Raw genomic sequence first — 20,856 nt, 5'->3', positions numbered from 1 at the left:
GATTTCTCTTGGGGTAGGTATCGGGTGTGTTTATTCGGCGACGACGTCGTTGCCGAAATCGTTGACCAGCGCGTCGGCGACCAGCTGCTGCTGCTCGGCGACGTGCTCGGCCATGTGACCGGCCGCCGGCGAGGGCGAACGGGCACGACCTGCGTAATGCAGTTCCTGCTTGTTGCCCAGGCAGGCCTGCAGGTGGTGCTTGATCTGGTACCAGGCACCCTGGTTCTGCGGCTCTTCCTGGCACCAGACCAGGTCGGTGGCCTTGCCGTACTTCTTCATCTCGGCGGTCAGGGCTTCGCGCGGGAACGGATAGAGCTGCTCGACGCGGATGATGGCCACGTCGTCCTGCTCGCGCTTGGTCGCATCTTCCAGCAGGTCGTAATAGACCTTGCCGGAGCAGGCGACGACGCGCTTGACCTTCTTCGGGTCGGCCTTGGCATCGCCGATCAGGTGCTGGAACTCGCCGTTGGCCAGTTCGTCCAGGGACGACACGGCCAGCTTGTGGCGCAGCAGCGACTTGGGCGTCATCACGATCAGCGGCTTGCGCGTGGTCATGCGCATCTGGCGGCGAATCATGTGGAAGCACTGGGCCGGGGTGGTCGGCACGCAGACCAGCATGTTCTCCAGCGCGCACAGCTGCAGGAAGCGTTCCAGGCGGGCCGAGCTGTGCTCGGGGCCCTGGCCTTCGTAGCCATGCGGCAGGAATAGTGCCAGGCCGGTGATGCGGCCCCACTTGGCCTCGCCGGCGGCGATGAACTGGTCGATCACCACCTGGGCGCCGTTGGCGAAGTCGCCGAACTGCGCTTCCCAGATGCACAGGGCATTGGGGTCGGTCGTGGAGTAGCCGTACTCGAAGCCCATCACCGCTTCTTCGCTCAGCAGCGAGTCGATGACGGTGGCGTCCTGCGGGTCGTCGACCAGCTGGCGCAGCGGCAGGTAATAGCTGTCGGTCTTCTGGTCATGCAGGATCGCGTGACGGTGGAAGAACGTGCCGCGACCGGCGTCCTGGCCGACCAGGCGCAGGGTGTGGCCTTCGGCCAGGATCGTGGCGTAGGCCAGGTTCTCGGCGAAGCCCCAGTCGCCCGGCTGGTCGCCGGCGGTCATCTTGGCGCGGTCTTCGTAGATCTTGGCCACGCGCGGATGCAGGGTGACGCCTTCCGGGATCGTGTTGATGATCTTGGCCAGCTGCTTGAGCTTGGCCGGCTTGACCGTGGTGTCGACCGGATCGGAGAGCTTGCCCGACAGGTACTTGGACCAGTCGATGGCCAGCGGATCGCGCTCGGGCTTGGCCAGGTCGGTGGTGTACTCGCCCGAATCGAGCTTGTCGCGGTAGCTGTCGACCATCGCCTTGGCTTCGCCCGCGCCGATGACGCCAGCTTTTTCCAGCTGTTCGGCATAGAGCTCGCGGGTGGTCTTGTGCTTGCGGATCACCTGGTACATCACCGGCTGGGTCGCGGCCGGTTCATCGGCCTCGTTATGGCCCCAGCGGCGGTAGCAGATCAGGTCGATGACCACGTCTTTCTTGAAGGTCTGGCGGAAGTCGTAGGCCAGGTTGGCGGCAAACACGACCGCTTCCGGGTCATCGCCGTTCACGTGCAGGACCGGGGCGGCGACCATCTTGGCCACGTCGGTGCAGTACAGGGTGGAACGGGCGTCGTCGCGGGCGCTGGTGGTGAAACCCACCTGGTTGTTGATGACGATGTGCACGGTGCCGCCGATGGCGAAGCCACGGGCCTGCGACATCTGCAGCAGTTCCATCACCACGCCCTGGCCGGCGAACGCGGCGTCGCCGTGGATCAGGACCGGCAGGACGTGCTTGCGCTCGGCGTCGCTGTAGCGCTCCTGGCGCGAACGCACGGAGCCTGCGACCACCGGGTCGACGATTTCCAGGTGCGAGGGGTTGAACGCCAGCGCCAGGTGGACCGGGCCGCCCGGGGTGGAGATGTCGGCCGAGAAGCCCATGTGGTACTTCACGTCGCCGCTGCTGGCGCGGTCGTCGTGGGCATGCTCGAACTTGCCTTCGAACTCGTCGAACAGCTTGCGCGGGTTCTTGCCCAGGGTGTTGACCAGCACGTTGAGGCGACCGCGGTGGGCCATGCCCACGGCGATGTCGCGCACGCCGTCGCTGCCGCTGCGGCGCAGGATCACGTCCATCATCGGGATCAGCGAGTCGCCGCCTTCCAGCGAGAAGCGCTTCTGGCCGACGTACTTGGTATGCAGGTAGCGCTCGAGGCCTTCGGCCGCGGTGATCCGCTCCAGGGTGCGCTTGCGCGTATCGGTATCCAGGCCGTACTGGCCGCCGGCCTTTTCCAGGCGCTCGTACATCCAGCGGCGCTGGTCATGGTCCGGGATGTGCATGAACTCGGCGCCGATCGATCCACTGTAGGTGGCTTTCAGGCGGGCGAGCAGGTCGCGCAGCACCATGCGCGGCTGTCCGGCGACGCCGCCGGTGCTGAATTCGCTGTCCAGGTCGCGCTCGGACAGGCTGTGCCAGTCCAGGGTCAGGTCCGGTGGATTGGTCGCCTCGGTCAGGTTCAGCGGGTCGAGCTTGGCGCCCAGGTGGCCGCGCGAACGGTAGGCGGTGATCAGGCGGCCGACATGGCGCTCGCGCTCGTCGGACGGGGCCGCGCCGTTGGCGGCATTGGCGGCCTGCTTGGACGCCTGGGTGATGTGCTCGATGGCCACCGAGTGCGGCACGTCGCCGGCCTCGCGACCTTCGAAACCATCAAAGAAGGCCTTCCACTTGGGGTCAACACTGTCAGGGGCGACCAGGTATTGCTCGTACAGGTCTTCGACATAAGCGGCACTGCCGCCGTTGAGTTGGGAGGACTGCGCAAACTGCTTGAGAAGATTGTCCACGGTGATTGCCTACGGCGTCTTTTGTGGGTTGGGAAGCACTGGCGGGGACAGCCTGGAAACTCGCCGGTCAAGGCGTACTGGCGCCGCGAAACCAGCAAATTATAGGCTTCGGCCTGAATCCGGGCGGGTCCATGGACGGGATCGTCAGGATGGTTTGGGGCAATGACCCACTATGCGGGACATTGCCAGTTGCGCTGGTTAGAGACCCAGCGCGCGCAGTTCGGTGCAGGCCCGGGCCCGCTCCCAGAAGCGTGCGAATTCATCGCGCAACTGACGGCTGCGGCCCGGGGCATCCAGTTCGGCCTCGCCTTCGAAACGGTGCCCAAGAGCGCGGAAGTAATAGCCACCACCATCGCTGGCGACGAACGCGCCGGCATAACCGCGGTCCACCGGCTCGTCGACCACGCGCAGGACGAAACTGCTGGGCAGGCGCTGGGCCAGGGTGATCAAGGGCGAGCCGGCGCGCTGGGGCGCATCCGGGTCCTGCATCAGGATGTGGACCTGCGCACCACGATGGCGCACGGCCAGGGCGCGCAATGCGTCCAGGACCGCTGGGGCGTCGAGCAGGCCGGGATCGAGTTCGCGCGTATAGATACAAAGCAAGCTGCGCGTCGCGTCGGCCAGGGCGGCCACCGTGTCGATGGCCTGCGCCTGGTGCTCGATTTCCACGTCAGTCGCGCAGCTTCAAGCGCATGGACTGGTGCAGGATGCCGACGTCGTCGAACGGTGCGCCTTCGACCACGAAGCCGTGACGCTTGTAGAAGCCCTCGGTCGCGACCTGGGCGTACAGGGTCAGCTGGGTCCAGCCCTGGGCACGGGCCTTGTCGATCATGGCCAGCAGCAGGGCTTCGCCGACACCCTTGCCACGCCAGGACTTGAGTACGGCCAGCCGGCTGAAGCGACCGTCCGGGGTCAGCCGGGCGGTGCCGATCGGTGCGCCGGTGGCGTTGATGGCCAGCATATGGTCGCCGACCGGGTCCATCGAATCCCATTCGGTATCCGGCGGGGCGTGCTGCTCGGCGACGAAGACCGTTTCGCGGACGGCCCGCAGGGCCTCGCGGTCGTTGGTGAACGAAGCGGGGCGCAGGGTGAAATCAGTGGTCGTCGTACTCATCGGCGTCAGTCCCAGGCAGCACGTAATGGCCGGACGTTACCAGAGCCAGCAGCGCCTGGCGGCCCTGTTCGCCTAAGGTCTGGTACAGCGCGCCATCGAGCTCGCCGACCGCCGCCAGCAGGCGTGCATCGGTGATCTTCATCGGCAGTGCCTGGCCACTGGCGAACAGCACCGCGCCCTTGCTCGCGCGGCGCCAGGCCATGCGGGTCATCGGGTGGCGTTGCAGCACCGCGCCCTGTTCCAGCGCGACTTCCAGCTCGATCCGCGACGGGGCTTCTTCGGGGACCGCTGCTTCACCGTCGCTGCGGTAGGTGGTGATGAAGCGGCCGAACCACTCGCCCAGCCGGTCCGGGTCGTTCATGCGCAGGGTGTTCAGCGCTTCGACCACCCGACCCATGGCGGTGGCATCGATCTCGTTGGGATCGGCCGGCGGCGCCAGGTCGCGGTCCTGGTAGCGGGTGGATTCGTCGGCATCGGCGACCAGCGTGTCCAGGTAGTCGGCGATCAGTTCGGCCGACGAGGGCGCGCGCATGCCGACCGAGAAGGTCAGGCATGGATCTTCGGCCACGCCGTGGTGCGGCACGCCCGGCGGCAGGTACAGCATGTCGCCCGGGCCCAGCACCCATTCGTGGGTCGGGGTGAATTCGCGCAGCAGCTTCAGTTCGACATCGTCGCGGAAGCCCAGCGGCGGCTTTGGGCCGGCGTCGATCTGCCAGCGGCGGTGGCCGTGGGCCTGCAGCAGGAACACGTCGTACTGGTCCACGTGCGCGCCGACCGAGCCGCCAGTCGCGGCGAAGCTGACCATGATGTCGTCGATCCGCCAGCGCGGCAGGAAGTCGAACGCCTCCAGCAGCGCGGCGATGTCCGGGTCCCACTTGTCCACGTCCTGGACCAGCAGGGTCCAGTCATGGTCGGGCATGCCGGGGAATTCCTCTTCCTGGAACGGGCCGCTGCGCACCGACCAGCCGTCAGTGGTGCGGTCGTAGGTGATCAGGCGCGACAGTGCGGCTTCCTCGCAGGCCAGCCCGGCCAGGTCGCCGGGTTCGATTGGCGAGATGAAATCGGGGAATGCATTGCGGATCAGCAGCGGGCGCTTCTGCCAGTAGCGGCGCAGGAACAGCTGCGGCGTCATGCCCAGTGGTGCCAGCTTGGCGGCATCGACCTCGATCGGCGGCAGGGCGGATGTGGTGGTAGCGGGCTTTTTCTTGGAAGTCGTCATGAGGTCATTTGTTCGATGCCCGCTTGCACGGGAACCCGTCGTCGTTCCCGCGAAGGCGGGAACCCAGTGCTGCCTTCAGCGTGGAGGGCGCGCCGCGTTGCTGCAGAAGCAACCCGCCGGCGCGCCGTCACCAGATCAGATCGCCTCGGCAAGCTCGGCAGCCAGGCCGGTGTAGCCGCCTGGCGTCAGATCGCGCAAACGCTGCTTGGCATCGGCCGGCAGGTCCAGCGATTCGACGAAGCTGCGCATCGACTCGGCGGTGATGCCCTGGCCGCGGGTCAGCGCCTTGAGCTGTTCGTAGGGGTTGGGCAGGCCATGGCGACGCATGACGGTCTGCACCGCTTCGGCCAGCACTTCCCAGGCGGCATCCAGGTCGGCATCCAGGCGCTGCGGATTGAGTTCCAGCTTGCCCAGGCCCTTGGCCAGCGAGTCCAGCGCCACCTGGCTGTGGCCGAACGCAGTGCCCAGGCCGCGCAGTACGGTGGAATCGGTCAGGTCGCGCTGCCAGCGGCTGATCGGCAGCTTGGCGCTGAAGTGCTCGAACAGGGCATTGGCCACGCCGAAGTTGCCTTCCGCGTTCTCGAAGTCGATCGGGTTGACCTTGTGCGGCATGGTCGAAGAACCGACTTCGCCTTCCTTCAAGCGCTGCTTGAAGTAGCCCAGCGAGATATAGCCCCAGATGTCGCGCGCCAGGTCGACCAGGATCGTGTTGGCGCGGCGGCTGGCATCGCCCAGTTCGGCGACGTTGTCGTGCGGCTCGATCTGGGTGGTGTACGGGTTGAACACCAGCCCCAGGCCTTCGACGAAACGCTGGGCGAAGGCCGGCCAGTCCACGTCCGGATAGGCGATGACGTGCGCGTTGTAGTTGCCGACCGCGCCGTTGATCTTGGCGGTTAGTTCCACCCCGGCGATCTGCTTGAGCTGGCGCTCCAGGCGGGCGACCACGTTGGCCAGTTCCTTGCCCAGGGTGGTCGGCGAAGCGGTCTGGCCGTGGGTGCGCGAGAGCATCGGCTGGTCGGCGTGGGCGTGGGCCAGGCTGCGCAGGCTGGCGGCGATGCCTTCGTACGAAGGCAGCAGCACGCTGTGGCGCGCCTGCGCCAGCATCAAGCCGTAGGACAGGTTGTTGATGTCCTCGCTGGTGCAGGCGAAATGTACGAATTCCAGCGCCGGGCCCAGCGCGGCATCGTCCTTGAGCTGCTCCTTGATGAAGTACTCAACGGCCTTGACGTCGTGGTTGGTGGTGCGTTCGATCTCCTTGACCCGCGCGGCCTGCTCGACGCTGAAGTCCTCGGCCAGGGCGCGCAGCTTGGCGATCTCGGCCGGGGCGAACGGCGCCAGCTCGGTGATGCCCGGCTCGGCGGCCAGCGCCAGCAGCCATTCGACTTCCACCTTGATGCGGGCGCGGATCAGGCCGTATTCGGAGAAGATCGGGCGCAGCGCGTCGACCTTGGAGGCGTAGCGGCCGTCGAGCGGGGACAGGGCGAGCAGGGTGGCGTTGGTCATTGCAGGTGGCTGGCGTAAGGGGAAAGCGGTGCGGGCGCCGGCGCGTGAACGCTGCCTGGCAGGCCCTTCGAAAGGGCGCACAGTTTACCCCCGTCGCCGGGGCCACGCCCCGCGGCGTATCCTTCGCCACTTCCAGCCAGCCGTTGCGGACTGACCACCGCGTGCCAGCCGTAGCCTTTTCTTCAAGAGGAACACGCTGATGTCACAGAAGGTCCGACTCGAGCACGACAGCATGGGGGAACTGCAGGTTCCCGAGGCCGCCCTGTGGGGCGCACAGACCCAGCGCGCCGTGCAGAACTTCCCGATTTCCGGCCGGCCGATGCCGCGCGGCTTCATCCGTGCGCTGGGCCTGGTCAAGGCCGCCGCGGCCGACGTCAATGCCGAGCTGGGCCTGCTGCCCAAGGCCACCGCCAAGTCGGTGCGCAAGGCCGCGCTTGAAGTGGCCGAGGGCGCTTACGACGCGCATTTCCCGATCGACATCTACCAGACCGGCTCGGGCACCTCGTCCAACATGAATGCCAACGAGGTCATCGCCAACCTGGCGTCGGGCCTGTCCAGGGAGGGCAAGGGCAAGGCCGACAGCAAAAGCAAGGCGGCCGTGCACCCCAACGACCACGTCAACCTGGGCCAGAGCTCCAACGACGTGGTCCCCACTGCGATCCGCGTCTCGGCGCAGCTGGCCGTCGTGGAAGACCTGCTGCCGGCGATCAAGCACCTGCGCAAGACCATCGATGCCAAAGGCAAGGCGCTGGGCAGGATCGTCAAGACCGGCCGCACCCACCTGATGGATGCCATGCCGCTGACCTTCGCCCAGGAATTCGGCGCGTGGTCGGCCCAGCTCGCGTCCGCCGAAGACCGGATCAGCGACGCGCTCAAGCGCCTGCGCCGGCTGCCGCTGGGCGGCACGGCCATCGGCACCGGCATCAACGCCGATCCACGCTTCGGCAAGCAGGTCGCCAAGGCGTTGACCGGGATGACCGGCACCAAGTTCGAAAGCGCCGCCAACAAGTTCGAAGGCCTGGCCGCGCAGGATGACGCGGTGGAGCTGTCCGGCCAGTTCAACGCGCTGGCGGTCGCCCTGATCAAGATCGCCAACGACCTGCGCTGGATGAATTCCGGTCCGCTCGCCGGCCTGGGCGAGATCGAGCTCCCCGCACTGCAGCCGGGCAGTTCGATCATGCCGGGCAAGGTCAACCCGGTGATTCCCGAAGCCACGGTGATGGTCTGCGCCCAGGTGATCGGCCACCACACCGCGATCACCATTGCCGGGCAGACCGGCAACTTCCAGCTCAACGTGACTCTGCCGCTGATCGCCGCCAACCTGCTGGAATCGGTGCAGCTGCTGTCGAATGTGTCGCGCCTGCTGGCCGATTCGGCCATCGCCGGCCTGACCGTGCGCGAGGACAACGTGCGCGCCGCACTGGAGCGCAACCCGATCCTGGTCACCGCCTTGAACCCGGTGATCGGTTACGAGAAGGGCGCGGCCATCGCCAAGCAGGCCTACAAGCAGGGCCGCCCGGTGCTGGAAGTGGCAATCGAAGTCACCGGCATGACCGAAGCCGAACTCAAGCCGCTGCTGGACCCCGCTGCACTGGCCAAGGGCGGCATCCACGGGTGACACCCGCCCGTTTGTGCGGCATGCCGTGCGGGCGGGTTGAATGCCCGGTGCGCTGCGCCGGGCCCGGCTGGGTGGAGTCGATCCCCCTTGCTGAAGCAATACGACTGCTTTGGCGGCATGGCAGCGTGTCCGTGTCGCGAAAACGGACCCATGCGCGGCGTGTAAATCACCGGGTTGCGAGCAATGCATCGCAACCTGGTGCCCGTTCCAACTGGACAGATTGACGATGAGATTTTCCGGGATCTGGAATGCCGAGTGGAGGCTAGGCCGATGACGCCCGATGGCATGTTGCCGGACGACGTGGCAGGGATTTTCCTGTCCGCCGCCGTCACCAGGACCTACGTGGCCGGGCAGGCGTTGTTCGACGCACGGTCAGCGCCTACGGCGATGTATGGCGTTGTCGATGGACGCGTGCGCGTGTCCCTGCTCGATTCGGATGGGCGCCAGCCGATGGTTACGACCCTCGGGCCTGGTCAATGGTTCGGGGAGACGCCCTTGCTGGACAGCCAGGCGCGCGTATTCCGGGCCGATGCACAGGACGACTGCAGGATCGCGGTCGTTCCGGCACAGGTCTTCCTGGAACTGGTCAATACAAACAACAAGGTCTTGCTTGCGGTCACGCGGCTGGTCTGCGCCCGGTATCGACAGGTCCTGGCATGGAACGAGGAGATGCTGCTGTGCTCGCTGTCCGCGAAGCTGGCGGGGCGGCTTCTTGCCGCCCGGGCACCTCGGATCCATTTGTCGCAGGAAGACCTTGCCTCGCAGCTGGGGGTATCGCGGGCCACGGTCAACCGGCAACTCAGGGTGTGGGAGCAGCACCGTGTCCTGCACCTGGGCTACCGATTCATCGAGGTGCTGGATCAGGCGGCCCTGGAGGCCATCAGGCACTCCGGCTGATCAGGCGTGCCGGACTGGCGAAGGCAGCGTCCGGCAGCGTTCGGCCCGGTTGACCAGCCACGTCAGCAGCAAGCCCGGGACCAGGAACCCCAGCGTGACCAGAAGGCCATGCACCAGATGGGCTGCCGGTTCCCCGAGCGTGGCGACGTGCTTCATCGGCGAGAGCCATGGCGAAAGATTGACGAAGCTCAGCGCAAGTACGACGCATGGCCACAACAGGCTGACGCCGCGCCTGGCACTGGCGATCCACGCATAAGCTGCAAGCACGGCGACGAACGCTCCTTCAAGCACCCAGGAGAGGGTTCCCAGCTTGCCCCACAGGCCAAATCCCAGGTGCGCGACGGAGTATGGGAACAGCGCCAAGTCGCTGTTGTGCATGGGCCAGTCGGCGACGAAGTGCGAGAACGACGCGACGAATGCCATCAATGCCACGCGCTTGTCCTTCAGGAACAAACATCCCCAGACGGCGGACCACAGCAAGGCAGCAAGCAAAGAGTGATCCCAATCGATGAAGGTCAGGTCGAAGAACAGGTACGGGCCGGCCAGCAGGTTGGGCGTGACCTGGTTCCAGCCCAGCACGATGAACAGCCCATCGAGGATGTCGAGGAACCCGACGCCGAGAAGGATCGGGAGGGTGGGTATTTGGGGGTAGCGGGCCTTCAGCGCGAGGCCGATGGCAAGGTGTCCGACGTACATGGGCAGGTCCTGTTCCGGGTTCAGGGCCCATGGTCCACCAACGCCCACGAAGTGATCGTCGCATTTGAGCAATTGCCCGCTGCAAGCTCCTGACGCGCCCATCTGGCCAGTGCGCATGCGCGATGACTCGCTGTCCTTGCGGCTCCAAGCGCCATGGAGCGCGCTCCGGCGAAGTCCTTACCTGGAAACCTGATCCACGGCGGCGAGGATCACCTCGGCTACCTTCTGGGGTTGCGACAGTTGGGGGACGTGGCTTGCCTGCAGGCTGACGACCTTGGCACCAAGCTTCTTTGCCAGGTCCTTCTGGAGGCCCGTGTCCAGCATGTGGTCTTGCTCGCTCACTACGTACCAGGTCGGCCTGCTGGTCCAGGCCGCTGCCGTCGCCTTTCCGGAAAAGTTTGCGCTGTTGGTCGGGTTCTGCGTGGCGGCCAGCAACCTTGCGTCCTCCGGACTCAGATCCTGGGCGAGGTGGTGCTGGACGCCCTCCAGCGTCAGGGTCAGGAAGCCGTCCTTGTCAGCGTTCAGATGATTGAAGCCCGAAGGCGTGGGGTAATCCTTGGAAAGATCACTGACCGACTGCCCATTTGAAGGGGCAAATGCGGCGACGTAGACCAGTGCCTTCACGTGCTCGTCTTCACCAGCATCGGTGATGACCGCGCCGCCATAGGAGTGGCCGACCAGGACGATCGGGCCTGACTGTGCCTGGATCGTGCGCTTGGTCTTGGCAACGTCGTCTTCGAATGAAGACAGCGGATTCTGGACGGCGACCACGTTCAGTCCCTTGGCCTGCAGCAGCGGGATGACCCGGTCCCAGGCGTGGCCATCTGCGAAGGCGCCATGGACCAGGACGACCGTGGGTTTTTCCACCTCCGGGCCGGGCTCGACCGCGCCGCTGCTCAGCGCAGCCGCGAAAAGTGCACTTTTGACAAGTGATTGCATGACATTTCCATCCTGTTTGAAAGGGGCGGCGCAACCTGGTTTGGTTGCGAGGTGGCCACTCTATATAGGCAATGGAATGGGATAAATTAGCTTCCCGAACAATCACTGGAATCAATTGGATTCAAATGGATCGCCTCGACGCCATGCAGGTTTTTGTGAGAGCCGTGGAACTGGGCTCCTTCTCGGCAGCTGCGGTTGAACTGGATATCTCCCCCCAGTTCGCGGGTAAGCAGATTCAGGCGCTTGAGGCCAATCTGGGGATCAAGCTGCTGAATCGCACGACCCGACGCCAGAACCTGACCGAAAGCGGCCAGCTGTTCTACGAGCGGGCCAAGAACATCCTTCTGGACATGAAGGCGGCCGAGGCGCTGATGGCCGAGTCGCGCGCGATCCCACGCGGCAAGCTCCGTATCAGTGCCCCCATCACTTTCGGCAGCCACGCCTTGGCCCCGAAGCTTCCCGAATACCTGGGGGAGCATGCGGAGGTCTCCGTCGACCTGAGCCTCACCAACCGGACCGTCGATCTGCTCGACGAGGGCTTTGATGTTGTCTTCCGTACCGGGCAGCTGCCAGACAGCGGATTGCAGGCCCGCGCCCTTGCGCCCCTGCAGCTGGTGCTTTGCGCATCACCTGCCTATATCCGGCGCAGCCAGCCACTGACGCGGCCAGAAGAGTTGAATCAGCATGAATGCTTGATCTTCTCGCATACATCCATGCGCACCGAATGGACGTTTGTCGGCCCTGAAGGGCGGATGTCGGTTCCGATCACGGGCAGGTTTACGACCGATAGCGGTGAGGCGCTCAGGGCCGCCGCCATTGCCGGGCACGGCCTGTTGCTCCAACCGACCGCGTTGATTGGCGATGATCTGGAGGCTGGTCGATTGCAGCGCCTGTTGACCGCCTACGAGGCACCCGCGCGTGAACTGCACATGCTTTTCGCGCCGGATCGGCGGATGACGCCCAAGCTACGTAGCTTTCTTGATTTCGCCCTGGCCGCTTTCGGCTGAGCCTCAAGGACAGGTATCGATTCGGTTGGCGATAGCGCCTGGATGCGTCGCTACGCGGGCACAGCCCAAAGCACCCACCAGCGGATGGCTGCTGGCGCCATCAGCATCGGTGCGTCACCAATTCCGGTGCAGGTTCAGCGTGCTTCCAGCCGGATCGTATCCAGGCTGCCCTTGTAGGGGCGCAGTTCGGGGAAGTCGGCCAGCAAGCCTTCCTGCAGCTGCTTGATCTGCGCATCCGGTGCGATGGTGATCGGCTTGCCACCGCCGGCCTGCAACTGGTCCAGGACCTGCTGGCGGCGCATCTGCAGCTGGCCGAAGTAATTCTGCAACGCCTGCTGCTTTTCCGCGGGCTGTGGCAACACCACGTCGTCGAGTTTCAGCGTGCCATCGGGGCCGATGCTGACGGCCGCGCCCGGTGGCTGGCGCATGCTGACTTCCATGGTCGTCACCGAGGTGGCTGGCTTGGCGCGTTCGGCACGGGACAGCGCGGCCTTGTTGTCGCCACCGCCGCAGGCCGCCAGCGAAAGGGCTGCCAGCAGCGCCAGGGAGGTGATCTTGGTCGAGATACGCATGGATCGATTGTAAGCGATCGCCCGGCCGGCGCCGTGCTGGCTGCGCCGGCGGGCTGCCGTGGCTTCGTCAGAAATTCCAGTCCTGCTTGTCGCTGCAGTCGTCGACATCGGATTGGTCCATGGTCGCGTAGGGGCGGAACTCGGGCTGCGCGGCGGCCCAGGCCTGCTGGGTCTTGAGCAGCGTGGGCATGCGCTTGCACAGCTGTTCGACCAGCGGCTGGATTTTCTCCTTGGCGGTCGCCTCGGCCTGCTTGCCGGCCGCTTCGCCACCTTGGCCGCTCATCAGTCCCTTGATGGCACTGGCCGCGGCATCGATGCCGAGCTTGGCGCCTGCCATGCCGATGCCGATGGCGTCACTTGCCACGCCCTGTAGCTCGGTGCGGTAGGCCAGTCCAGCGGCCTTCTGCGCGGGCGTCATCGCGATGGGCTTGCCATCGATCAGCAGTTCACCGCTCGGCGTGACTTCGGCCTTCGGCAGGCCCTTGCTATTGCCATCGCTGCCGACCTTCAGGTTTTCCGTCGCCAGCTCCTTCCTGGCCTTTGCGACTTCATCACTGGCTTCATCCATTTCCTTGGAAGCTTTTTCCAGTCCTTTCTGGGCCTCATTGAGTCCCTGGGCAACAGGCCCGGTGCCGGGCTGGCAGGCGGCCAGGGTCAGCAGGGTTGCAGCGACTGCGGTGCGCAGCAGTGTGGTCTTCATGGCGTGGTGTCCGAATGGAGGGAAACGGCAGAAGGTCAGTGTTCTTTGGGCACGTCGACCGTGCCGGTCACGTCGCGCTGGTCGATGTCGCCGCTGCCGCGGCTGTGCACGGTCAGGTTGCCGCGCACGCCGTGGACCGTCAGGTCGCCCGAGCCGATCGAGCCAACCTCGACATCGCCGGTGACATCGCTCAGGTTCACGTCGCCGGAGCCGATGCTGCCGACCTCGGCCTTGCCGGTGACGCGGGCGGCTTCCAGGTCGCCCGAGCCGATGCTCAGCACCTTGAGCGCGCCGGCACCATCGAGTTTCAGGTCGCCGGAGCCGATCTTGGTGGTGACCAGGCCGGCAATGTCGCGCAGGTCGACATCGCCCGAACCCACGTCGGCGCTGGCCGCCTTGGCGCCGCTCAGTGAGGCGTCGCCCGAGCCCACGTCCAGCTGGACCAGCACGTCATTGGGCACCGTGCCGGTCAGGTCCAGGTAGGAGTAGCTGCTGCCGAAGCTGATCTTGAAGGGACGGTCCTCGGCCAGGCTGACGACGAGTTTGTCGCCCGACCGCTTCTGGGTCACGGTCAGGCCCTTGAGCAGGTCCTGGCTGCTGGCGCAGGCCCGGCCGGCCAGGGCGCTGTCGGCGCCCGCGGTGGCCTTGAGCTTGAGGTCATTGGAGCCGACCTCGAACAGTACCGACTTGGCGCCGGCCAGATCCAGCTTGAGCGAACGTGGCTCGGAGAACTTGCAGTGTGCGTCCTGCGCGCTGGCCAGCAGCGGTGTGGCCAGCAGGACGGCCGCCAGGGCCGGGATCAGCAGGGAACGATGCGTGGACTTCATGGACAGGCTCCTTGGAGGGGTTCAGGCGTCGTCGCGGCGGCGACGGATGACCACGGCCAGCACGATCAGCGCGACGCCTACCGCGGCACCGATCCACAGGTCGGGGTTGCCGTAGATGGACGGATTGCTGGTGTGGTGCAGGACCATCTGCAGGGCGTCGTTCGGGTTCTGTACCTGCTGGGTGGCGCTTTCCAGGGTTTCGTGGCGCGCCATCTCGGCGGGAATCCAGATGCCCGGCAGCACGCTCAGCAGGCCGCGATACATGACCACGTACCAGACGCCAGCCAGCGGCAGGCTCAGGCCCGGCATCGCACCCATGATGCTGATCACGATGCAGACCAGCAGTGGCACCAGCACCGCCCACAGGAAGGGCACGCGGCGCGCCCAGGCCGAGCACAGCATCAGCCAGCCGATCGCCGGCAGCGACCACAGCACGTAGATCGGCAGGGTCGCCAGCATGGTGCCGATCACCTGGAACGGATGCGAGGCGGTGAAGATCGCACCGGAGCCCGGCATGCCGGCTCCGGTCGATGACAACGCGATGATCACCCACAGGCCCAGGCCCATCAGCAGGCCCACGATCAGCGAGACGACCTGGGTCAGCAGCAGCGCCCACACCAGCTTGGAGGCCACGGTCATCGCGTCGGAGACCGGTAGCGATTTCCAGAACAGCACGCTGCGGTCGCTGCGGTCGTTGTATAGGCTGCCCAGGCAGTAGAAGAACACCACGAAGGCGACCACGACCGCGGCAATGGTGAAGCCGGCCAGCAACGCGAAGTCGCCGGTCGCGCCGAATACCTCACGTGCGCCCATCATGTCGGCGTTGAAATTCTCGCCCCCCAGATGGCCGCGGGCCTTGATCGCGCCGATCACCGCGCCCAGCGCGGCAAACACCAGCACGATGCCGGCAGTGATCACCTGGGCCCAGAGGAAACCGCCACGGTTCTCCCAGTATTCGCGGCGCAGCAGCCAGCCGAACACGCCGGGCTTGGTCAAAGTGCGGGCAGGGGCGTTCATGCGTAGGTTCCTTTCATGATGGCCACGAACAGGTCGGCCAGGCCGGGATTGCGGGTTTCGCCGAAAGCGGCAAGCCGTTCGCGAGGGACGCCGTCGAACAGCATCACGGTCTTGCCGAAGGGCAGGGCGCGCTGGTCGATGGGATTCAGCGCGCGGGCCTGGGCGGCGGTGGCCTCGGAGACCATGACTTCGGTGTAGCGGGTGGCGACATCGTCCATCGCCGAGGTCAGTACGATCTTGCCGTCGCGGATGAACATCACGTCGGTCAGGATGTGCTCGATCTCCTCCACCTGGTGGGTGGTGACGATGATCGTCTTGTCCTCGTCGAAGTAATCCTCGAGTAGGCGCTGGTAGAACTGCTTGCGGTACAAGATGTCCAGGCCCAGCGTGGGTTCGTCCAGCACCAGCAGGCGCGCGTCGATGGCCATCACCAGCGCCAGGTGCAGCTGTACGATCATGCCCTTGGACATTTCGCGCACGCGCAGGTTGGGATTGAGCTGGGTGCCGGCCAGGAAGCGTTCGCACTTGGCGCGGTCGAAGCGCGGATGCACGCCACCGACGAAATCCATCGCTTCCTTCACCTTCATCCAGCGCGGCAGCACGGCCACGTCGGCGATGAAGCAGACATCGTTCATCAGTGCGTCGCGGCTGTGGCGCGGGTCCTTGCCCAGCACCCTCAGCTCGCCCTGGAACGCAGTCAGCCCCAGGATCGCCTTGAGCGCGGTGGTCTTGCCGGCGCCGTTGGGGCCGATCAGGCCGACGATGCGGCCGGATTCGATCTGGAAGCTGGCGCCATCGAGCGCGGCCTTGTTGCGGTAGGTCTTGCGCAGGCCGTTGGCCTGGATGACCGGTTGGACCATCGCGTCCTGGTTCAGCGCGTCTTGGGTCATGGCATTCATGCGTCGCCCCCCTTGGGCAGGTCTTCGATCGTCAGTCCCAGGCGTGCGATACGCTTGGCGACTGCCGGCCATTCCTCGTTGAGAAAGCGTTCGCGTTCGGTCGCCAGCAGCTTCTTGGCCGCTTCTTCGGTGACGAACATGCCCAGGCCGCGGCGCTTCTCGACCAGGGCCTCGTCGGCCAGCTCCTGGTAGGCGCGCGAAACGGTGATGGGGTTGAGCTGGTAGTCGGCCGCCACCTGGCGCACCGATGGCAGCGCGTCGCCGGGCTTGAGTTCACCGTCGAGCATCATGGCGATGACCTTTTCCTTGAGTTGGCGATAGATGGGAGCGCCGTCGCTCCACTGGATGGGTGTCATGGGTTCAGCTCCCGGGTCGCAACAGACGGGCGAATGAGAAGTAGGGCATCGACAGCGCGGGCCGCCGGTGGTGGACGCCGTCCTGGGCTGGGGAAGGGGTCGGGTCGGTGCTTGATTCCAGCACCGGCCTGAGCACCACGTCCGCAGAGGCCGATTCGAGGGCCGCCGGCATCGCCGCGGCCCGCTGGGGATGGAGCTGGGCCATCAGGCCGACCATGGCCAAGGCCAGGAAGGTCAGTCCGAGCCAGGTCTTTCCTGGATACCTGAGCCTGCTGTCCATTGCGCGCCCCCTGCGTTGGGTGAGTGGTGTTGTAGTCAACTATAACACCAAAGAGAGGGCCGTCAATAGGGTTGGCTTGTTTCATTCACCCAACTAAAGGCAGGGGGATGGCCAGCCGGATCGCCGGAGTCCGCGCCGCGCGGCTGTCCCTGGCGGGACGCCGGTGTGCTCCAGGTCCGTGCCTTGTCGGTTCATGCGAACCAATGGCGCGGGTTCCCTGCAGCCAAGCGCCGTGGGCACCGATGCCTGCTGCGTGTGCACATGCCACAATGTGCGTCTGTTGCGCCGGCTGCACCGGCGCTTTTCGTCGCATGAGGAATGCACTGGATGAAATCGTTTGGCACTTGGGTGGCGGGCGTGTGCCTGGCCTCGGCCCTGATCGGAGGAAACGCAGTGGCGCAGGAAAAGAAGACGCTGGACAACCAGCGCGACAAGGTGAGCTATGCCATCGGCATGGATATCGGCCGTTCGTTCGTTCCGGTCGCCGACTACATCGATCCGGCCAGCCTGCAGACCGCCCTGCAGGGCGCCCTCAAGGGTGACAAGCCCGCACTGAGCGAAGCTGACGCCCAGGCTACCGATACGGCGCTGCGCGCCAACCTGGCGGCCAAAGCCGGCCAGACCCCGCCGGGCCAGCCGCCGGGCACCCAGCCGCCGGAAGTGAACAAGCAGCATGTGGGCTCGCTGATCGGCGGCTACATGATCGGCCCCAAGCTGGCGCCGTTGAAGGATGAAGTGGAACTGCCGGTACTGATGCAGGCCGTGCGCACCGTGTTCGCCAAGGGCACCACGCTGCTGACCGAAGCCGAGGCGCAGCAGGTCGTGCAGTCCTACGCCAGTGAGCGTCAGGCTGGCCTGTCGCAGCGCAACCGTGACGAAGGCGCTGCGTTCCTGTCCAAGAACAAGACCGTCAAGGGCGTGGTCACCACCGCGTCGGGCCTGCAGTACATGGTCCTGCGCCAGGGCAGCGGCGAGCGTCCCACCGCCGCCAGCACCGTGCGCGTGAACTACGAAGGCAAGCTGCTGGACGGCACGAAGTTCGACAGCTCCTACGATCGCGGCGAGCCGGCGAGCTTCCCGCTGGCCAACGTGGTGCCGGGCTGGACCGAAGGCCTGCAGCTGATGCCGGTCGGTTCCAAGTACCGCTTCTGGGTTCCCTCGCAGCTGGGTTACGGCGAAGCCGGCACCCAGGGTGGCCCGATCGGTCCCAACGCCACGCTGACTTTTGATGTCGAGCTGATCGGCATCGTCAAGTAATGCAGCAGGCAGACCTCACGCTGCCTGATGCGCTGGAGCAACGCCTGGTCGAACTGGAGACCAGGCTTGCCTTCCAGGAGCATGCCCTGGCCGAGCTGAGCGAAGCTCTGGCCGATGCGCGCGCTGAAGGCAATCGCAATGCCGGCATGATTGGCCACCTGTTGTCGGACCTGCGCAAGGTCCGCACCGAACTCTATGCAGACCCGGGCGAAGAGCCGCCGCCCCCGCACTACTGATTGAAGCCTGATGACAGATTCACTGCGAGACCAGCTGCTGGGGCTGGGTTTCAAGCCCGCTCCCAAGCCTGAGCGTACGCCCGACCGCAAGCCGGGCGGCAAGCCGCAGGGGCGCCCGCAACACGCCGGCCAACGACCGGCTGGCGGCAAGCACGAAGGCCGTCCGAATGCCGGTGGCAAGCCGGGTGGGCAGGGGCGTGGTCCCCAGTCACAGCAGGGCCGACCGAGTGGTCAACCCGCTGGTCAGCCGCGCCCGAGCCACGGCAAGCCCGCCCGTTCGCGCGAGGACATCGATCTGGCCAAGGCCTATGCGATCCGTGCCCAGCGCGAGAAGGACGAGCGCATCGAAGCCGAGCGCGTCAAACAGGAAGAAGCCCGTCTGCGTCGCGAGGCGCGGGCCAAGGTTGATGCCCTGATCCAGGGCAAGACGCTCAACGATGCGGCTGCCGAAGTCGTTCGCCATTTTCCGTACGGCGGCAAGATCAAGCGGATCCACGTCACGGCTGAGCAGCTCACCGCGCTCAACGCCGGCGAGCTGGGGATCGTCCAGCAAGCCGGTCGTTACCTGCTGGTGGATGCGGCGTTGCTGGCAGAAGTGGAGGGAATCTTCCCGCAGGCCGTGGCGTTGAAGGTCGACCCCAATGCCACGCCGGAAGAGGATCCATATGCGGATCCGCAGTACCAGGTACCGGATGATTTGATCTGGTAAGGATCACGACGCCCAGCAGTTGCGGGCATGATGCGGCTGCCACGCTTTGCTTGTGCAAGGCGGAACGGTCGACTCGAAAGTCCACACAGGGAGTGTCTATATGAAAGTTGCCCCAAGCGTTTTACTCGTGGTCCTGGCCACGTTGCTGCTCGGTTTTTCCAGCATTGCTGCCGCCGTCGCGCCCCCGACGCATTTCGGAAGTCGGGATGTGTTCGTATTGGCGATCGCTGTAGCAGGCTTGATCTTCTCAGTGCTGGCGGGTCGTGAACTGGTCCGCATCAATCGGCAACTGCGACAGGTCGCGGCCTGATAGGACGCGCAAGCCGGTGTCGCTTTGCGGCACGGGTTGATTCAGTCGAAGGGCCACCCAGCGGTGGCCCTTCGCGTTACTGAAGATCCTTGATCGCCAGATCGCGCAGCTTCGGGGCTTTCACGGCAGTGATCGCCACTACGCACAGGGTCACGAACCCACCCAGCACGATGGCCGGCACCAGGGTCAGCAAGCGGGCCATCACGCCATCGTAGAAGGCGCCCAGCTCGTTGGACGAGCTGATGAAGATGCTGTTGATCGACGACACGCGCCCGCGCATTTCGTCTGGCGTGGCCAGCTGCATGATGGTCCCGCGCAGCACCATCGAGATGCCGTCGCAGATGCCATACGCCACCAGGATTGCCGCCGACAGCCAGAAGCTGCGCGACAGGCCGAACGCGATGGTGCACAGGCCGAAGCAGGCCACCGCAATCATCAGGATGCGTCCGGCGTGCTTGTCGATCGGATGGCGGGCGATCCAGAGTCCCGCAGCCACGGCACCTAGAGAGGGGCAGGCGCGCAGGATGCCCAGCCCCTCCGGGCCGTGATGCAGGATGTCGTGGATGAAGGCCGGCAGCATCGACACCGCGCCGCCCAGCAGCACCGAGAACATGTCCAGCGCCATCGCGCCCAGCATGATCTGGTTGGAGAACACGAAGCGCATGCCTTCGCCGATGCTCTTGAAGACCGGCGCGCGCGGCCCGGTGGCGATGGGTTCCTCGACCTTGAGCGGATACAGCACGCCAATGGAAAGGGCTGCCAGGATCACGGCCACCGAATACGCCAGCGTCGTTCCGCCCCAGGCAACAAGCCCGCCTCCCAGCGCCGGGCCGAGCACCAGCCCGGACTGGAAGAATACGTTGGCGATGCTGGTGCCGCGCGCGTACTGCCTGCGCTGCAGCACCCGGGCGAACAGCGCGTTGTACACCGGGGTCAGGAAGCAGCGGACCATGCCGGTCAGGCAGACTGCTGCATACATCGGCCACACGCCCTTGAACGGCAGCCAGCCGCGACTGACCGACAGCAGGATCACGGCAGTCAGCAGCAAGCCGCTGCAGGCGGCCATGCCCAGCCTGCGGCGGGGCAGGTGGTCGACTAGATACCCGGCGAACGGCGCGACGCAGACGAAGGGCAGCACTTCGGCCAGGCCGATCAGCCCCAGCGCCAACGTGTTGCCGGTGATCTGGTAGATGTGCCAGCCCACGGCGACCGAGACCACCTGGTAGGACACGATGGCGCAGATGCGATAGGCCAGCGTGCGCAGGAATCCGGGTTGGGTGAGGACTTCGCGGGCAGCGACTTCGGTTCCAGCCGGGGCTGGGGTACTCACGCGGCTTGCGCCTTGGCGGTCTCGCGGATGAAGGCCAGCAGTGCGGCCAGGCCATTGCTGCGGGTGGGCGACAGGTGCTTGGCCAGGCCGATGTCGGCAATGTAGTCAGGATCGGTCGACAGGATTTCCTGCGCCGAGCGGCCCGAGTACACGCGCAGCGCCAGGAAGATCAGGCCCGAGACGATGGCCGAATCGCTGACGGCCTGGAATTCGAGTTTGCCAGCGTTGCCCTGCGGCACGATCCAGACCATCGACTGGCAGCCGAGCAGGCGGTGTTCCTCGGTCTTCCACTCCTCCGGGAACGCGGGCAGCTTGCGACCCAGGTCGATCAGGTACTGGTAGCGCTCGGCCCAGTCGGAGAAGAAGGCGAACTCTTCCTTGATCGCGGCCTGTGCATCGGCAGCGGTGGGTTCGAGCGGGAACACAGTGTTAGTCACGTCGGTGGATCTCTTTAAGTCGTCATTCCCGCGAAGGCGGGAACCTAGTGGCTTGGCCGGGGCATCCTGCGTGC

General features: G+C 65.7%; 23 protein-coding genes. 7 read left to right on the top strand and 16 right to left on the bottom strand.

Annotation, left to right across the window (positions count from 1 at the left end; all coding sequences use genetic code 11):
- Positions 1–30: 30 nt before the first annotated feature.
- The 5 genes from O8I58_RS04235 to purB all read right to left on the bottom strand — a co-directional run bounded on the left by O8I58_RS04235 (position 31) and on the right by purB (position 6,695).
- A complete protein-coding gene (locus O8I58_RS04235) occupies positions 31–2,859 on the bottom strand; it encodes a 2-oxoglutarate dehydrogenase E1 component (protein ID WP_298320959.1) in 2,829 nt (942 codons plus the stop codon).
- Positions 2,860–3,057: 198 nt separating this feature from the next.
- Complete coding sequence (locus O8I58_RS04230) at positions 3,058–3,528, bottom strand: DUF7931 domain-containing protein (protein WP_298320957.1); 471 nt, start codon at positions 3,526–3,528, stop codon at positions 3,058–3,060.
- A gap of 1 nt (position 3,529) precedes the next feature.
- On the bottom strand, positions 3,530–3,973 hold the full coding sequence (locus O8I58_RS04225; RefSeq protein WP_298320956.1) for a GNAT family N-acetyltransferase: 444 nt from the start codon (positions 3,971–3,973) through the stop codon (positions 3,530–3,532).
- Positions 3,954–5,105, bottom strand: coding sequence for a ribosomal protein uL16 3-hydroxylase (locus O8I58_RS04220; protein ID WP_298322725.1), 1,152 nt, complete (start codon positions 5,103–5,105; stop codon positions 3,954–3,956). Before O8I58_RS04220 ends, O8I58_RS04225 begins: the two co-directional genes overlap by 20 nt.
- Positions 5,106–5,327: 222 nt before the next feature.
- Positions 5,328–6,695, bottom strand: a complete 1,368-nt coding sequence (purB, locus tag O8I58_RS04215) for an adenylosuccinate lyase (RefSeq protein WP_298320954.1) — start codon at positions 6,693–6,695, stop codon at positions 5,328–5,330.
- Positions 6,696–6,894: 199 nt separating this feature from the next.
- On the opposite strand from purB, the gene O8I58_RS04210 reads away from it, so the two are divergent.
- Both O8I58_RS04210 and O8I58_RS04205 read left to right on the top strand, forming a co-directional pair.
- The gene (locus tag O8I58_RS04210; RefSeq protein WP_298320952.1) at positions 6,895–8,313 is read left to right on the top strand and encodes a class II fumarate hydratase; all 1,419 of its coding nucleotides are present in this window, start codon (positions 6,895–6,897) and stop codon (positions 8,311–8,313) included.
- Positions 8,314–8,496: 183 nt separating this feature from the next.
- Positions 8,497–9,210, top strand: a complete 714-nt coding sequence (locus O8I58_RS04205) for a Crp/Fnr family transcriptional regulator (protein ID WP_298320951.1) — start codon at positions 8,497–8,499, stop codon at positions 9,208–9,210.
- On the opposite strand, the gene O8I58_RS04200 is transcribed toward O8I58_RS04205, so the two are convergent.
- Together O8I58_RS04200 and O8I58_RS04195 are read right to left on the bottom strand one after the other, a co-directional pair.
- Positions 9,211–10,023: a hypothetical protein gene (locus O8I58_RS04200; protein WP_298320949.1), complete on the bottom strand. Its 813-nt coding sequence runs from the start codon at positions 10,021–10,023 to the stop codon at positions 9,211–9,213.
- A 60-nt stretch (positions 10,024–10,083) separates the two neighbouring features.
- Positions 10,084–10,845, bottom strand: a complete 762-nt coding sequence (locus O8I58_RS04195; protein WP_298320947.1) for an alpha/beta fold hydrolase — start codon at positions 10,843–10,845, stop codon at positions 10,084–10,086.
- A 125-nt stretch (positions 10,846–10,970) separates the two neighbouring features.
- On the opposite strand from O8I58_RS04195, the gene O8I58_RS04190 reads away from it, so the two are divergent.
- Positions 10,971–11,852, top strand: a complete 882-nt coding sequence (locus O8I58_RS04190; protein ID WP_298320944.1) for a LysR family transcriptional regulator — start codon at positions 10,971–10,973, stop codon at positions 11,850–11,852.
- A 134-nt stretch (positions 11,853–11,986) separates the two neighbouring features.
- On the opposite strand, the gene O8I58_RS04185 is transcribed toward O8I58_RS04190, so the two are convergent.
- From O8I58_RS04185 to O8I58_RS04155, 7 genes are all read right to left on the bottom strand, one after another.
- Complete coding sequence (locus tag O8I58_RS04185) at positions 11,987–12,424, bottom strand: hypothetical protein (protein ID WP_298320942.1); 438 nt, start codon at positions 12,422–12,424, stop codon at positions 11,987–11,989.
- 67 nt (positions 12,425–12,491) lie between these two features.
- Positions 12,492–13,124: a YggN family protein gene (locus O8I58_RS04180; RefSeq protein ID WP_298320941.1), complete on the bottom strand. Its 633-nt coding sequence runs from the start codon at positions 13,122–13,124 to the stop codon at positions 12,492–12,494.
- A gap of 35 nt (positions 13,125–13,159) precedes the next feature.
- On the bottom strand, positions 13,160–13,951 hold the full coding sequence (locus O8I58_RS04175) for a DUF4097 family beta strand repeat-containing protein (protein WP_298320939.1): 792 nt from the start codon (positions 13,949–13,951) through the stop codon (positions 13,160–13,162).
- A gap of 21 nt (positions 13,952–13,972) precedes the next feature.
- Positions 13,973–14,968 carry an ABC transporter permease gene (locus tag O8I58_RS04170; RefSeq protein WP_298320937.1) on the bottom strand — a complete coding sequence of 332 codons (996 nt, stop codon included), beginning with the start codon at positions 14,966–14,968 and terminating at the stop codon, positions 13,973–13,975.
- Positions 14,965–15,828, bottom strand: a complete 864-nt coding sequence (locus O8I58_RS04165; RefSeq protein ID WP_298322722.1) for an ABC transporter ATP-binding protein — start codon at positions 15,826–15,828, stop codon at positions 14,965–14,967. Before O8I58_RS04165 ends, O8I58_RS04170 begins: the two co-directional genes overlap by 4 nt.
- A gap of 35 nt (positions 15,829–15,863) precedes the next feature.
- Positions 15,864–16,223: a GntR family transcriptional regulator gene (locus O8I58_RS04160; protein WP_298320935.1), complete on the bottom strand. Its 360-nt coding sequence runs from the start codon at positions 16,221–16,223 to the stop codon at positions 15,864–15,866.
- A gap of 4 nt (positions 16,224–16,227) precedes the next feature.
- Positions 16,228–16,503, bottom strand: a complete 276-nt coding sequence (locus O8I58_RS04155) for a hypothetical protein (protein ID WP_298320934.1) — start codon at positions 16,501–16,503, stop codon at positions 16,228–16,230.
- 327 nt (positions 16,504–16,830) lie between these two features.
- Between O8I58_RS04155 and O8I58_RS04150 the strand changes: the two genes are divergently transcribed.
- From O8I58_RS04150 to O8I58_RS04135, 4 genes are all read left to right on the top strand, one after another.
- Complete coding sequence (locus tag O8I58_RS04150; RefSeq protein WP_298320932.1) at positions 16,831–17,760, top strand: FKBP-type peptidyl-prolyl cis-trans isomerase; 930 nt, start codon at positions 16,831–16,833, stop codon at positions 17,758–17,760.
- Positions 17,760–17,996: a SlyX family protein gene (locus tag O8I58_RS04145; protein WP_298320930.1), complete on the top strand. Its 237-nt coding sequence runs from the start codon at positions 17,760–17,762 to the stop codon at positions 17,994–17,996. Before O8I58_RS04150 ends, O8I58_RS04145 begins: the two co-directional genes overlap by 1 nt.
- 10 nt (positions 17,997–18,006) lie before the next feature.
- Positions 18,007–18,705 carry a DUF2058 domain-containing protein gene (locus tag O8I58_RS04140; protein ID WP_298320928.1) on the top strand — a complete coding sequence of 233 codons (699 nt, stop codon included), beginning with the start codon at positions 18,007–18,009 and terminating at the stop codon, positions 18,703–18,705.
- Between the two features lie 100 nt (positions 18,706–18,805).
- Entirely contained in the window at positions 18,806–19,015 is a 210-nt protein-coding gene (locus O8I58_RS04135; RefSeq protein ID WP_298320926.1) for a hypothetical protein, read from the top strand.
- A gap of 76 nt (positions 19,016–19,091) precedes the next feature.
- Here O8I58_RS04135 and O8I58_RS04130 read toward each other — a convergent pair whose 3' ends face one another.
- Positions 19,092–20,345: an MFS transporter gene (locus O8I58_RS04130; protein WP_298320925.1), complete on the bottom strand. Its 1,254-nt coding sequence runs from the start codon at positions 20,343–20,345 to the stop codon at positions 19,092–19,094.
- A complete protein-coding gene (locus O8I58_RS04125; RefSeq protein ID WP_298320923.1) occupies positions 20,342–20,782 on the bottom strand; it encodes a SufE family protein in 441 nt (146 codons plus the stop codon). The genes O8I58_RS04130 and O8I58_RS04125 overlap by 4 nt, the downstream gene beginning before the upstream one ends.
- Positions 20,783–20,856 lie beyond the last annotated feature (74 nt).

The organism is Pseudoxanthomonas sp. (genome assembly GCF_027498035.1).
Taxonomy (GTDB): Bacteria; Pseudomonadota; Gammaproteobacteria; order Xanthomonadales; family Xanthomonadaceae; genus Pseudoxanthomonas_A.
Note: the sequence above shows the minus strand (reverse complement) of the source record. Positions and strands in the feature narration are given on the sequence as shown.